Annotated in this window: 14 protein-coding genes and 1 pseudogene; 9 read left to right on the top strand and 6 right to left on the bottom strand. The window is 49.6% G+C overall.

Translation table 11 applies throughout. The features are described from left to right. Positions 1–74: 74 nt before the first annotated feature. Positions 75–1,049 carry a LysR family transcriptional regulator gene (locus tag SIL79_RS05200; protein ID WP_039035238.1) on the bottom strand — a complete coding sequence of 325 codons (975 nt, stop codon included), beginning with the start codon at positions 1,047–1,049 and terminating at the stop codon, positions 75–77. A 683-nt stretch (positions 1,050–1,732) separates the two neighbouring features. Between SIL79_RS05200 and SIL79_RS05190 the strand changes: the two genes are divergently transcribed. Both SIL79_RS05190 and SIL79_RS05185 read left to right on the top strand, forming a co-directional pair. Further along, positions 1,733–2,200, top strand: coding sequence for a GNAT family N-acetyltransferase (locus tag SIL79_RS05190; protein WP_039035237.1), 468 nt, complete (start codon positions 1,733–1,735; stop codon positions 2,198–2,200). Further along, positions 2,201–2,518 carry a putative quinol monooxygenase gene (locus tag SIL79_RS05185; RefSeq protein ID WP_071476011.1) on the top strand — a complete coding sequence of 106 codons (318 nt, stop codon included), beginning with the start codon at positions 2,201–2,203 and terminating at the stop codon, positions 2,516–2,518. A 56-nt stretch (positions 2,519–2,574) separates the two neighbouring features. Here the strand turns inward: SIL79_RS05185 and SIL79_RS05180 are convergent, their stop codons facing one another. After that, positions 2,575–2,826, bottom strand: a complete 252-nt coding sequence (locus SIL79_RS05180; RefSeq protein ID WP_025888228.1) for a hypothetical protein — start codon at positions 2,824–2,826, stop codon at positions 2,575–2,577. A gap of 210 nt (positions 2,827–3,036) precedes the next feature. On the opposite strand from SIL79_RS05180, the gene SIL79_RS05175 reads away from it, so the two are divergent. Beyond that, the gene (locus SIL79_RS05175; RefSeq protein WP_039035234.1) at positions 3,037–3,915 is read left to right on the top strand and encodes a radical SAM protein; all 879 of its coding nucleotides are present in this window, start codon (positions 3,037–3,039) and stop codon (positions 3,913–3,915) included. Here SIL79_RS05175 and SIL79_RS05170 read toward each other — a convergent pair whose 3' ends face one another. Beyond that, a complete protein-coding gene (locus SIL79_RS05170; RefSeq protein ID WP_039035233.1) occupies positions 3,916–4,761 on the bottom strand; it encodes a mechanosensitive ion channel family protein in 846 nt (281 codons plus the stop codon). Between the two features lie 123 nt (positions 4,762–4,884). Here SIL79_RS05170 and SIL79_RS05165 point away from each other — a divergent pair, with 123 nt between their 5' ends. Beyond that, complete coding sequence (locus SIL79_RS05165) at positions 4,885–5,376, top strand: hypothetical protein (protein ID WP_039035232.1); 492 nt, start codon at positions 4,885–4,887, stop codon at positions 5,374–5,376. A gap of 19 nt (positions 5,377–5,395) precedes the next feature. Here SIL79_RS05165 and ygiD read toward each other — a convergent pair whose 3' ends face one another. Beyond that, positions 5,396–6,175 (bottom strand): 4,5-DOPA-extradiol-dioxygenase, encoded by a 780-nt coding sequence (ygiD, locus tag SIL79_RS05160; RefSeq protein WP_319619039.1) that lies wholly within the window; start codon positions 6,173–6,175, stop codon positions 5,396–5,398. Between the two features lie 406 nt (positions 6,176–6,581). On the opposite strand from ygiD, the gene SIL79_RS05155 reads away from it, so the two are divergent. Continuing rightward, positions 6,582–7,757, top strand: coding sequence for a type III PLP-dependent enzyme (locus SIL79_RS05155; RefSeq protein WP_039035229.1), 1,176 nt, complete (start codon positions 6,582–6,584; stop codon positions 7,755–7,757). A 67-nt stretch (positions 7,758–7,824) separates the two neighbouring features. Here SIL79_RS05155 and SIL79_RS05150 read toward each other — a convergent pair whose 3' ends face one another. Then, a complete protein-coding gene (locus SIL79_RS05150; RefSeq protein WP_039035228.1) occupies positions 7,825–8,037 on the bottom strand; it encodes a YdcH family protein in 213 nt (70 codons plus the stop codon). Between the two features lie 307 nt (positions 8,038–8,344). Between SIL79_RS05150 and udp the strand changes: the two genes are divergently transcribed. Beyond that, entirely contained in the window at positions 8,345–9,103 is a 759-nt protein-coding gene (gene udp, locus SIL79_RS05145) for a uridine phosphorylase (RefSeq protein WP_025011557.1), read from the top strand. A 63-nt stretch (positions 9,104–9,166) separates the two neighbouring features. Here udp and SIL79_RS05140 read toward each other — a convergent pair whose 3' ends face one another. Next, a complete protein-coding gene (locus SIL79_RS05140; RefSeq protein WP_071476015.1) occupies positions 9,167–9,919 on the bottom strand; it encodes an outer membrane protein OmpK in 753 nt (250 codons plus the stop codon). Between the two features lie 412 nt (positions 9,920–10,331). Here SIL79_RS05140 and SIL79_RS05135 point away from each other — a divergent pair. The 3 genes and pseudogenes from SIL79_RS05135 (at position 10,332) to SIL79_RS05125 (ending at position 12,694) form a co-directional block, all read left to right on the top strand. Then, positions 10,332–10,792 (top strand): annotated as a pseudogene (locus SIL79_RS05135) (NfeD family protein). A gap of 22 nt (positions 10,793–10,814) precedes the next feature. After that, positions 10,815–11,741 carry an SPFH domain-containing protein gene (locus tag SIL79_RS05130; RefSeq protein ID WP_039035225.1) on the top strand — a complete coding sequence of 309 codons (927 nt, stop codon included), beginning with the start codon at positions 10,815–10,817 and terminating at the stop codon, positions 11,739–11,741. Beyond that, positions 11,738–12,694 carry an SPFH domain-containing protein gene (locus SIL79_RS05125; protein WP_039035224.1) on the top strand — a complete coding sequence of 319 codons (957 nt, stop codon included), beginning with the start codon at positions 11,738–11,740 and terminating at the stop codon, positions 12,692–12,694. Before SIL79_RS05130 ends, SIL79_RS05125 begins: the two co-directional genes overlap by 4 nt. Positions 12,695–12,748 lie beyond the last annotated feature (54 nt).

Here is a 12,748-nt window from a genome sequence, read left to right as displayed (position 1 = left end):
GTGCAAGCACTTAAAAATAAGGGAAAATATGACCAACACCCACCATAGCCCAAGGAGATCGTAAAAGCAAACTCTCAATGGTCACAGCAGATATTGGTCGGGGTCATCTGTGCCAAATTCTCCGGGGGAATGACATAGGGGGGGATGTCCAATACCAGATTACCCCAACGTTGGAACAAGGCTTCATAGAAGTATTCGATAAAGGTGCGGCATTTTCTCGGTAGATAGGCGCGTTTGGGATAGATGAGATTGACAGTGACATGCTCCATGGGAAAATCTTGCAGTATCGGCAGCAAGTCACCTCGCTGCAATGCATCATAGGCAATCATCATAGGTAGGCTGGCGATCCCAAGGCCATCTATGGCGGCTTCTCTGGCCAGGGTGATATTGTTGACCTGCAAGCGACAGTCGGGAATGATCTCTTGCCACTGCTTGCCATCAAATATTCGCCAGTTGCCATCTATGTATGGTGATGCCAGGCGTATTCCTTTGTGCTTCAATAGCTCATCGGGTGAAGCCGGTGTACCAAATTTCTGTAGATATTCCGGGCTGGCCATCAACACCTTGTGGGCATTTATCAGGCGGAAGTTTTCCAGTCTCGGGTCATCCAACCCCTGGACATGAAACATCACATCGATCCCTTCTTCGACCATATCTACTTTGCGGTTGGTCAGTTCGGCTTCAATCTGCATTTGTGGATAGTCTTCCAGAAATTTGGCAATTACAGGGCCGAGAGCTTGCTGGCCAAATTCTATTGGGCAAACAATACGCAGGTTGCCGCGGATAGTTTGCTGACTGGCGCTGAGTTGATCTTCGGCGCTGCGTAAATCCGTGAGTATTTTATTGACTTTGTTGAAGTAAATAGACCCTGCCTCAGTCAGTTTCAGGCTACGTGTGGTGCGTAGTAAAAGCTGTACTCCAGTGCTGTGTTCCAACTCGGCTATCTTACGACTAACGGTCGCCTTGGTGATGCCCATTGCCTTAGCTGCGGCGGTAAAGCTTCCCTTATCAACAACTTGTGCAAAAACCTGTATCCGATTAAGATCCATTTTATTGTTACGCCTGTGAAACAGTGGGTTGAGTATCGGGTATCTAATAAATCTACTGAGACAGTTGTAAAATACCACTGCAAACTTCAGGAGTCTAATGATGTCAATGAGTGAGGCCGTCAGCGTTATCTTCGGCTCTCTTGGAATGTGATTACTGACATCGGCAGTCAATATTTATTGAAGCCAAAAACAGTGCTGATATAAAAACTGATATTGCTTGTGCTCGACCCTTGGTGCCGGATGGGGTTGTGTGAGGTAAGGGGACTCGACAGAGCCCGACTTCCACATTGATAACCCGGTTCGCCGATACAGACCTATTTAGATGCGTTTCCCGACCAAACCTTTACTGGTGTTATCGATAGTCTGTCACCGGCCTCCGGCACCAAACCTATCCCACCTTCTCTAGGCTACGCCGGGAGATGGCTTGGCGCTTAACTCGGTAACTTGGGCTATTTTTCTTTGTGGCGCTTGGCTTTGAATAACAAGCAAGGCCGGTTATTTTGAGGACTCGGGACGAGCGATCACTGTCTTATCGACCACATCATGGGGCAGGCCAATGATTGGAGCGTGCGTCTCTTGGTTATACATCTTCATCCCTCCTATCGTACTCATTGCTGAGATATTTTGCGCCGAATTTCAGACTGGTGTAGGCTGAGTTTCCGAGAAATAACAGAGTACTACCTGTGCAGTGGCAATTATTACCCTTTACAGAGTTAACCTTGGACTCCCTCTATGAATTGATGAAACTGAGGGTGGATATTTTTGTAGTTGAACAAAATTGCCCTTACCCTGAGTTGGATGAAAAAGACCGCGTGGCGGGGACCATGCACCTGCTTGGCCGCGGTAGTTCCGGAGAACTGTTGGCTTATGCCAGATTGCTGCCAGCAGGTGTCAGTTATTCCCAGGTCAGTATCGGCCGGGTAGCAGTCGCGCCCAAGGCTCGTGGTGATGGCCGCGCCAGGCAGTTGATGCAGGAGGCGATTGTTAATTGTCAAAAGCTGTGGCCGGCTGAAGATATCAAGATTGGCGCGCAGGATTATCTGCGGGCGTTTTACCAGAGTTTGGGGTTTGAAGCGGTTTCAGATGTTTATCTGGAAGATGGCATTCCCCACCTGGATATGTTGTTGCATGCTCAAAAGAAGGACACTTGAATGTCGTTATATCGTATAAACCAGCGTCAAATCGTATGTGTGGCCAGCTTTCTGGCCAAACCAGGCAAAGAACAGGCTTTGATTGAGGTGCTGGCGGCACTAATCACGGATACTCGCAAGGAAGATGGTTGCATTCGTTACGAGTTGAATCAGAGTCGTGATGAGCCGCGCAGGATCACTTTCGTTGAGAAGTTTGTCGACATCGAATCTTTCGATCAGCACTGCGCTAAAGAAGCCATCCAGCACTATTTCCATCAGCAAATGCCTGAGCTGGTAGAGTCCCATCATGTAGAGACTTATCAGGAAGTCATCGTCTGATATTTCCGGGATGAATTGAAGCAGGCTTTAAAACCAATGCCCCGTCCGGGGCATTTTCAGGCCCTGAGGCGAATATCCGGTTGCAGATCCAGCTCTCCTGCCGAGGAGATAGTCGCCAGCTGTGCATGCTGAGCTATGATAGCCAAGGGTCCACTGAGCAGATTACGTACAAACAGCAAGCGATAACCATATCCCTGTAAGCGATAGAAGGCGAGTTGTTGCTCGGCAGTCATGGCATGCCAATGGATGCTATTGCTGACCTGCTCTGCGTCCGGCTTTCGTCTGTCAGGTACTTGTGTGGCGATCATAGTGACTCTTTCCCAGATTGGCACTTGCTGACCATAAGGCGCTGCAGTTGTTACGTATTTGGCTAATATAACAGGCTTGCATGACTTAAAATATGATTTTGTTCAAAAAACAGACTAATTTAGCGCTTCAGTGTTAGCCCTAAAGTTTAAGCCTGGTCGTTACCGGAACATAAAGGGGTAATAGCGATTGGGTCATCGAGGAGGAGCCGTATGTTGTCCTATATTGAACCTGTGTTCCGGCCGCCATCGGAATGGAAATCTCTCATATTGCAGGTAACCAATGGTTGCAGCTGGAACCGCTGCGCCTTTTGCGACATGTATACCCAGGAGCAAAAGCGGTTCAGGGCGTTTAATTTGGAAAAGGTGGAGCAAGACCTGCGCCGGGTTGCAGCTTCCGGCGCCGAGGTGAGCCGGGTGTTTTTGGCCGATGGTGATGCCATGACTTTGCCGTTTGCCAGGTTGGAACAGATTTGTGAGCTGATTCATCACTACTTACCCAATGTCAGTCGCATCAGCAGCTATTGTTTGCCACGCAACCTTGGTAACAAGAGTGTGGAGCAGCTACAGCGGCTGCGGCAACTTAAGCTGTCCTTACTGTACGTGGGCTGTGAGAGTGGTGATGACGAGGTGCTGACCCGTATTGGCAAGGGGGAGAGTTACGCCTCCTCGCTGGCGGCGCTGGAGAAAATCCGTGCTGCCGGGATTAAGTCATCTGTGATGATACTCAATGGTCTGGGGGGGGTGGCTTTATCGAGGCAACACGCACTTAATTCAGCGCGGTTGATGAATGAGGTGCAGCCGGATTATCTCAGTACCCTGGTGGTGACCCTGCCACTTGGCAAGGAAAGAATGGATAGTGCGTTTGATGGCGATTTTCAAATGCCGGACCAAAGACAACTGTTGCTGGAGATGCGTTATTTGCTGCAGGAGTTGGAGTTGAAGCAGACCATTTTCCGTTCGGATCATGCTTCCAATTATTTGGTGCTGAAAGGCATACTTGGGCGGGATAAGGCCAAATTGATGGCGACGGTTGAGGAGGCGCTCGCAGGACGCTTCGCCCTGCGAGCCGAGTGGCAAAGAGGCTTGTGATCAGTTCTCTTGTCGCTCAGTGATCCTTATGTCCCGTGCCGGGCAGGGGATCTGAATTCCTGCTTGTTGCAGGCCTTGCCAGATTTGCAGATTTATTTGGTACTTATCCTGGAAATAGCTGGCAGTGGGAACCCAATAGCGCACGCCGATATCTATGCCTGTGCTGTTAAAACCATTGATACCCACCTGTGATGGGGAGTTGGCATCGACACTGGGATGGCTGCCGAGCACCGCCTGAGCTATGGCTATCGCCTGCTGGGGATCGGCTTGATAGTCGATATTGAAGTGGGTTTCCACCAACTTGTTGGCAAAGGAGTTATGTAGTATCTCGCCGACAATGTGTTTATTGGGAATGCTAATCTGCTCGCCTTCCTCGTTGGTGAGTATGGTCAGCCCCAGATGAATATCTTTGACCAGGCCAGTGGTCCCCTTAACCGTGATGGTGTTGCCCACGATAAAGGGACGAGTGACGATAATGGTCACCCCAGCGGCGTAGTTGGATAGCATGCCCTGAATTGCCAACCCGGCACCCAGTGACGCGGCACCTATGGCTGCCACCATGGGGGTGACGCTTATCCCCAACTTACCTAAGGCAACGATGGCGATCATTATGATGATCAGTATCCGCACCAGATGGGTGACAAAGGTGGCCAGGGTGACATCGACATTGTGTTTTGCCAACTGGCGGCTGACGGTGTTGGCCACTTTGGCGGCCAGCCACAACCCCAGTAGAAAGATGATCAGTGCACCCAGGAGTTGGAAGCTGTATTTCACCAAAAACTCGGTTATCAGATCATAAACATTTTGCAGCTGCGCCAACTCCAGCTCCAACCCGGTATTTTTCATTGCTTGGCTCCTTTCCTGAAATGTCGCAAGATATGGACACAATATTCCTGAGTCATGTCACTCACTTGTATTCAATAACAGGGTATTCTGCCTCTTTGTTATGGCAAATTAAAAGGGAACTATATGAAGTCTTTTGCGTTTTTATTTTCTCTGTGTCTGACCATATTGGTCAGCCCTGTGATCCAGGCTTCCGAATATACAGTGGGCGATAGATTGACTCCCATTTCGCTGCAGGATCAGCATGAAGCAACCATGGTGTTGGATACTTCGGCCAAGTATCTTTTGTTTGGCCGCAGCATGAAAGGCGGGGAGATCATCAAAACTGCACTCGAAGGCCGTGATAATCAGGCGTTGCAACAGGCGGGTATCTTTTACCTGGCCGATATCAGCGGTATGCCATCCTTGATTGCCAAATTTGTTGCCATTCCACAGATGCGGGATCTGACTTTCAGTATTGCCCTGGACAAAGAGGGTGAGATCAGCAAATTACTGCCCGCCGCCAAGGATGCCGCCAGCCTGATCTCTCTGGACAAGTTGGCCATTACCAAGCTGCAATACTTTGATGATGCCGAAGCCCTGAAGCAGGCACTCAAAGAAGCCGGGCTGCAAGACTGAGCCCTTGGCAGCTAGAGCTTCAGCCGAGCTGCAGACTCAACATACTGATAGCCCCCATCTCCAGGCTGTTGTTGAACAGCAGCCTGCGCTCTCCTGAAAAGGCACTTCCCAATAAATAAAACAGCGGCTGCAGATGCTCATCTGTTGGATGACACAGCTCGGCGGTGTTGGCATCGACCAGGGTTTTATAGTCCAGCAGCGCTGAGTATTCTTCTGCCAATAAACTGTCGGCAACCGCTTGATTAAACCGGGTCGCCCAAGGCCGTGGTGGGCTGCCTGGTGCCAGGACGCGCAGATTGTGGACCACATTGCCTGAACCTATGATCAGTACGCCTTGCTCGCGCCAACGCCTTAACTCGCGTCCAAGCTGAAATTGCTGCTGCGCTCTGAGGTTTTGATCCAGACTCAGCTGAAATACCGGAATATCGGCCTCGGGGTAGAGGTGAATCAAGGCCGACCAACTGCCATGATCCAACCCTTGCGAATTGATACGAGTGACAGGAATGCTCAAACTGGCAGCAACCTGCTCTGCCAACTCCGGCGCGCCGACGGCCGGGTACTGCATGGCAAAGAGCTCGGCGGGAAAACCGCCGAAATCATGTATGGTTTGCGGCCGACGTGCGGTGGAAATAACTGTGCCCCGTGTCAACCAATGGGCCGAAAGTAATAATATCGCTCTGGGCCTGGGGAGTGTTTGTCCCAGCTTTTGCCACTGCTGTGCGGTGGTGTTGTTTTGCAAAGCGTTCATCGGGCTGCCATGGCCCAGAAACAGCGCCGGCATTATCTGTGTTGCGGACATAGAGTCTCCAAATCAGCTATCGGATGCAGCTCCTGACATATTTGCATTCAGCTTACCCGGACGCTCGATTGAAAATAATCGCAAAATACTCGCTATATACTTCCATTAAATCGAATATCCGGTGCACTTTTGCTTGCCGCTATGCTTTACCTGTAGCCGTTTGCTTTGAAGCACCTTCAAGCGAGCAGCAATCATGGTTTGTATTTGAGGGTGAAAGTAGTAATTGCATGATTCTTAATGATTTTAATTTGTAGTCGTTAGGGTTTGAATTTTTGGAATAAAAAATTGTTTTTAATGTATAAAAATTCATTGCCTGGGAGGCTGAAATAGCGTTTACTGCGCTGGATTTTAATCCGCATCGGCGAGGCTGTTCGCCGCACTTGAATGTCGAGGAGACACAGGGCCAATGAGCCAATTTCAATCTATTGATGTTGCTGATTATTATGACAATGAAACCTTTGAGCGTATCAAAGCTTTTGCCAGTGATAAGGTGACACCTTTTGTGGTGATAGATACCAAGATCATCGCGAAACAGTATGATGATATGGTGCAGAGCTTTCCCTTTGCTAGCGTTTATTATGCAGTGAAGGCCAACCCGGCACCTGAGATCCTCAGCTTGCTGCGTGATAAGGGCGCCAATTTTGATATAGCCTCCATCTATGAGCTGGATATGGTGATGGAGTTGGGTGTTTCCCCCGAGCGGATAAGCTATGGCAATACCATTAAAAAACGCAAGGATGTCAGAGCTTTCTACCAGCGTGGCGTGACTATGTTTGCCTCAGACTCAGAGGCCGATCTGCGGATGATTGCCGAAGAAGCCCCTGGGGCCAAGGTTTATGTGCGGATCCTCACCGAAGGGACTGAAACCGCCGATTGGCCTTTGTCGCGTAAGTTTGGTTGTCAGAACGAGATGGCCTATGAGCTTTTGGTGCTGGCCAAGGAGTTGGGGTTAAAGCCATACGGCTTGTCGTTCCATGTGGGCTCTCAGCAACGGGATATTGGGGCTTGGGACGCGGCTATCGGTAAGGTGAAGGTGATATTTGACCGGCTCAAAGAGGAACACGGCATAGTGCTGGAGATGATCAATATGGGCGGCGGCTTTCCGGCCAACTATATCGACAAGACCAATAGTCTTACCACTTACGCCGAGCAGATCATTCATTTCCTCAAAGAAGATTTTGGTGAGCAGTTGCCCAAGATAGTGCTGGAACCCGGGCGCTCCTTGATTGCCAATGCCGGAGTGTTGGTCTCTGAGGTGGTGCTCATCAGCCGTAAGTCCAACACGGCACTGGAGCGCTGGGTATTTACCGATGTCGGTAAGTTTTCCGGGCTGATTGAGACTATGGACGAAGCGATTAAGTTTCCGATTTACACTGAGGCTCAAGGGGAGCTGCAACCTTGCGTCATTGCCGGGCCTACCTGCGATAGCGCCGATATAATGTATGAACAGTACAGTTATGGGTTGCCAGAGGAGTTGGCTATCGGCGATAGGCTTTATTGGTTGACCACTGGCGCTTATACCACCACTTATTCGGCTGTGTGCTTCAATGGTTTTCCGCCTTTGCAAGACTACTACTTGTAATCCTGGCTAGGGTTTTAGCCTAAATTGATTTACACAGGGTGCCAATTGGCACCCTATCTGTTTGGGGTTAATTGTTCGCCTTGAGGATGGCGAAAACTTGTTCTTTCAACTCCAGTTTACGCTTTTTCATCTCTTTGACTTCTTGGGTAAATTCACTGGATAGTTGGCTTTCCTTATTCTTTATCTCTTTATCCAGCAGATTGTGTTCATCAAAAAGCTTCTGAAAATGGCTATCGCTGTTCTTGAGGCTGGTGATCAGATCGCGGTATTCCGGAAACATTGGCGCACTCCTGTTGGTGGGGGGATTTGTGTTAACCCTACTCTGTTTGAAATGACGAATTTGTGACTTTGATCAACGGAAAGATTAACCGTTTGGTGGAGGTGAGTGAGGCCTTTTACTGCTATGCTTTCGAACAAGTTGCGGTAAAAATAGTCAGACAATTGTAGCCAACTTGGTAACTCTTTTACGGCTTAATATTTAATTATTGCCGTAAAATCTGTGATCAAGTTAATCTTATCCGCTTCCATACTGGGATAGAGTCTCGTTAAGACGAATTTTACAATCAAAATTGAAAGGGGTTTTCACTATGGCTGATGTATTTCACTTGGGTTTGACCAAGCAGATGTTGGATGGCGCCACACTGGCTATTGTGCCCGGCGATCCTGAACGAGTTAAACGTATCGCTGAATTGATGGATAAGCCGACTTTTTTGGCAAGCCATCGTGAATACACCAGCTATCTGGCTTATCTTGATGGTAAGCCGGTGGTGATCTGCTCTACCGGTATTGGTGGTCCTTCGACTTCCATCGCTGTGGAAGAACTGGCGCAATTGGGGGTTAATACTTTCCTGCGTGTCGGTACTACAGGTGCAATTCAGCCTCATGTGAATGTGGGCGATGTGATAGTGACTCAAGCTTCAGTGCGTCTCGATGGTGCCAGCTTGCACTTTGCACCAATGGAGTTCCCCGCTGTGGCTAACTTTGAGTGTACCACCGCCATGGTTGCCGCCTGTCGTGACGCCGGAATTGAACCACATATTGGGGTTACAGCCTCATCCGACACCTTCTACCCGGGTCAGGAACGCTATGATACCGTTAGTGGCCGGGTAACCCGCCGTTTTGCCGGTTCAATGAAAGAGTGGCAGGAGATGGGGGTTCTTAACTATGAAATGGAGTCGGCGACTCTATTCACCATGTGTGCTTCTCAAGGCTGGCGTGCCGCTTGTGTGGCCGGTGTGATAGTCAACCGTACCCAACAAGAGATCCCCAACGAGGCAACAATGAAGCAAACTGAAGTCAGTGCGGTTTCGATTGTGGTCAACGCCGCCAGAAAACTGCTGGCCTAGGCCTAATAGGTAAAAATGGAAAAGGCGCTCAACGAGCGCCTTTTTAATGAAGCATGATCCGGCTCAGAAATGGTACTGAGCTATTACCGAATAGGTGTTCTGGTCGACACCGTCCACACCATACTTGTTCTGCCAGTAATCATATTCAATACCCACCAAGAGTTTATCCTTTTTGGCTTCACCAAAAAGCACTGCGCCCAGGTCATATTTTATCTGGGGGTTGATGTGGATATTTTCTTTGTAGCCGTCTTCATCGGCGGCGAATACCCAGTCAATAAAGCCGTCGAAAACAATCTTGCTGTTGCCCACGGGAATGTCCATACGGAACACCGGAGTCAATTGCCAGCCATCGCTGAGATTGGCGCTGTTTTGGGCGTCACGGCGATAGGTGTTGAGTTGGAAATAGGTGAAGTAGGGCAGTTTGAGATCCATGCCGACACCGTAGAGTAGCGTCTCAACCGGGCCTTCACCCTCTTCAAACGTCAGGGCCAGCGACAGGTCGGTTACCGGACCGAAACCCACAGGTTCGCCGAGAATTTTACCGGCACTGAAGCGGGTAGAGATCTCACCATAGGTAGTATTGTCTTTGCCGCCATTGTGGCCGTTGAAATTGATAAAGTCCTGAAACACAAACCAGTCACCGTATTTCCAGCCACCGGCGGTTTCCAGGGTAAAAGTGGTTTGTTTGTCGGATGGTGCCAGGTCATAGTCCTGGCCATAGAGTGCGGTTACATTGATATCCCACCATTGCACCAGAGGTTCGCTGAATGCTTGAGGCGAGAGTAACAGAGCTGCACACAGGCAGATTTTTTTCATCTTAGAGTATCCCTTTGGTAGAGTCAGAAGCGGTTTGCTGTTGTGCCGGCAGCTATCTGTTGACGAAATATTTCGTCAAGGCTGAATTCTGTGATTCGATTGCCGGTCAAAAAGCCATGGCAATATAGGGAAAAATCGCGTTGGACTCAAAGCTTTTTTAACTGGCAGAAATACTTGTTACTTAATAATATTTTTGCATTTATTCAATGGCTTAACTTGTATTTTGGGAGCTGTTGATTCGAGGCGGGTTAACGGGGATGTAAAGAAAAGTTGAATTTTGTGAGCTGAAAGTCATTTGTGCGGCTCATTCAAGGTCGTTTCAATTGCCCATCATGACATATTATGTCGCCAAGGTGCGTAACTGCTGATATAGTGCTGAGAATGGATACTTGATTTTTGGGGGGAGGGATATATGGCATCTTCGGATCCCATGCTTTATTGGGCCTTAGTCGGTATAGTGCTGATGCTGGCCGAACTGATACTGCCTGGCGGGATAGTAGTATTTCTCGGCGCGGCTTGTCTGGTGGTTGCCGGGGCTATCTGGGTGGGTTTGGTTGATGGCTTGGCCCAAAGCCTAACCCTGTGGTTTATCTCCTCTATCGTTTTGTTATTGAGCTTCAGGCAACTGACTCAACGCTTGGTGGGGGGGACTCTCACGTTGGCAATACTGACGAAGAGCTGGATCTGTTTAATTTGCCGGCTCGGGTCAAGGAAACTATTGGGCCGGGTGAAAAAACCGGTCGCGTCGAATTTCAGGGGGCGGATTGGCCTGCACTGGGAGACGGCTCGGAGATCCCGGCCGGCACTCGGGTGAAGATCATCTGTCGCGACAATATTGCGCTGGTCGTGGAACCATTAGACGACTCTGAATAATCAATCAAGCAGGAAGGACTCTATGTTTGCATTTACCATTTTTATACTCTTTGTTCTGTTTATTCTCTATAAGCTGATGTTGATTGTGCCCATGCGTGAGGTGCATGTCATTGAGCGTTTGGGAAAATTCCGTACAGTGTTGCAGCCTGGCTTTCACTTTTTAATCCCTTTTTTCGATCGAGTGGCTTATCGCCACGATACCCGTGAGCAGGTGCTTGATGTACCGCCGCAGAGCTGTATCTCCAAGGACAATATCCAGCTGGAAGTTGACGGTCTGGTTTACCTCAAAGTGATGGACGGTAAGCTGGCAAGCTATGGGATTGAAGATTACCGCATGGCGGCGGTAAATTTGGCGCAAACCACCATGCGTTCCGAGATAGGTAAGTTGAGCCTGAGCCAAACTTTCTCAGAGCGTGACGCGCTCAACGAGGCAATTGTCCGCGAAATTGACAAGGCGTCCGATCCCTGGGGGATCAAGATGCTCAGATATGAAATCAAAAACATTAGCCCATCCAGGCATGTGATCCACACCCTGGAGAAGCAGATGGAAGCCGAGCGCCGCAAACGCGCTGAAATCACCCTGGCCAGCGCCGAGAAAGAAGCGATGATCAATCTGTCTCAGGGTGAGCGGCAGGAAGCGATTAACATCTCAGAGGGCCAGAAACAGAAACGCATCAATGAGGCTCAAGGTACGGCGCAGGAGATTGCGATTGTTGCCAACGCCCAAGCCGAGAGTATGGCCATGATTGCCAAGGCGCTGGCGGTCAACGGCGGGAACGAGGCGATGAACATGCAGCTCAAGGAACAGTTTATCGAACAGGTCGGTGAGATCTTGCAGAAGGCCGATATTTCTGTGGTTCCCACTGAACTGGCGAAGATGGAAGGTTTTTTCGAGGGTATTCAGCAAGTCAGCAATACAGCTGCCGGTAGCAAAGGAGCGCGCAAATGAATCTGGGACAGATAGATACCGACATGGTCGTACTGGGGATCTGGGGTCTTATTTTTCTGGTCTTTATCATCAAGCTTTTTCAGTCGATTCGCTTGGTGCCAACCAAATCCGCCTATATTGTGGAGCGTTTGGGTAAATACCATATGACCCTGGATGCCGGTTTCCATGCGCTGCTGCCATTTATTGATAAGGTTGCCTATATCCATGACCTTAAAGAAGAAACCATAGATGTACCGCCTCAGGAATGTTTCTCCAGCGATGAAGTGAATGTCGAAGTCGATGGGGTTATCTATATTTCTGTGGTGGACCCGGTTAAAGCCAGCTACGGGGTAACCGATTATCGTTATGCTGCGATTCAGCTGGCGCAAACAACCACTCGCTCTGTGATAGGTACTCTGGAGCTGGACCGCACCTTTGAAGAGCGCGACTTGATTAGTGCCAAGGTGGTAGAGGTACTGGATCAGGCCGGTGCCACCTGGGGGATTCGGGTGCATAGATATGAGATCAAGAATATTACGCCGCCGGAAACCGTGAAAAACGCCATGGAGATGCAGGTCAATGCCGAGCGTGAACGCCGGGCATTGCTGGCCAAGAGTGAAGGCGATAAGCAGAGTAAGATCAATCGCTCCGAGGGTTTGAAACAGGAGATGATCAACCACTCAGAGGGTGAGATGCAGCGCCGAATCAACGAGGCCGAAGGTAAGGCCGAGGAGATACTGGCGATTGCCCGCGCTACTGCAGGTTCGATAGAGAAGTTGGCCGAAGTGATCGCTGCGCCCGGTGGCAAAAACGCACTGCGGATGCAACTGGGTGAGCAGTATCTGGCGCAGCTCAGTGGTCTGAGCAAGCCTGGCAGTAAGATAGTCCTGCCGGGGAACATGGTGGACTTTGAATCCTGGATGGCCTCAATCGGGCTGACTGAAGAGAATGATACCATTCCACCCAGGAGTTAATTTAATCCTCTAAGAATGGAAAGGTGGGGATGCGGCTAAGGATATACATTGTCC

This window comes from Shewanella indica, from assembly GCF_033842865.1.
Lineage (GTDB): Bacteria > Pseudomonadota > Gammaproteobacteria > Enterobacterales > Shewanellaceae > Shewanella > Shewanella indica.
This window is presented reverse-complemented; position numbering and strand designations above follow the sequence as displayed.

What these genes read in the sequence shown, in the direction of transcription:
- ygiD (WP_319619039.1), bottom strand. Translation starts at nt 6,175, where the DNA reads ATGTCCGCAACACAGATAATGCCGGCGCTGTTTCTGGGCCATGGCAGC.
- SIL79_RS05185 (WP_071476011.1), top strand. Translation starts at nt 2,201, where the DNA reads ATGTCGTTATATCGTATAAACCAGCGTCAAATCGTATGTGTGGCCAGC.
- udp (WP_025011557.1), top strand. Translation starts at nt 8,345, where the DNA reads ATGGCTGATGTATTTCACTTGGGTTTGACCAAGCAGATGTTGGATGGC.
- SIL79_RS05130 (WP_039035225.1), top strand. Translation starts at nt 10,815, where the DNA reads ATGTTTGCATTTACCATTTTTATACTCTTTGTTCTGTTTATTCTCTAT.
- SIL79_RS05200 (WP_039035238.1), bottom strand. Translation starts at nt 1,049, where the DNA reads ATGGATCTTAATCGGATACAGGTTTTTGCACAAGTTGTTGATAAGGGA.
- SIL79_RS05125 (WP_039035224.1), top strand. Translation starts at nt 11,738, where the DNA reads ATGAATCTGGGACAGATAGATACCGACATGGTCGTACTGGGGATCTGG.
- SIL79_RS05170 (WP_039035233.1), bottom strand. Translation starts at nt 4,761, where the DNA reads ATGAAAAATACCGGGTTGGAGCTGGAGTTGGCGCAGCTGCAAAATGTT.
- SIL79_RS05150 (WP_039035228.1), bottom strand. Translation starts at nt 8,037, where the DNA reads ATGTTTCCGGAATACCGCGATCTGATCACCAGCCTCAAGAACAGCGAT.
- SIL79_RS05180 (WP_025888228.1), bottom strand. Translation starts at nt 2,826, where the DNA reads ATGATCGCCACACAAGTACCTGACAGACGAAAGCCGGACGCAGAGCAG.
- SIL79_RS05155 (WP_039035229.1), top strand. Translation starts at nt 6,582, where the DNA reads ATGAGCCAATTTCAATCTATTGATGTTGCTGATTATTATGACAATGAA.
- SIL79_RS05175 (WP_039035234.1), top strand. Translation starts at nt 3,037, where the DNA reads ATGTTGTCCTATATTGAACCTGTGTTCCGGCCGCCATCGGAATGGAAA.
- SIL79_RS05165 (WP_039035232.1), top strand. Translation starts at nt 4,885, where the DNA reads ATGAAGTCTTTTGCGTTTTTATTTTCTCTGTGTCTGACCATATTGGTC.
- SIL79_RS05140 (WP_071476015.1), bottom strand. Translation starts at nt 9,919, where the DNA reads ATGAAAAAAATCTGCCTGTGTGCAGCTCTGTTACTCTCGCCTCAAGCA.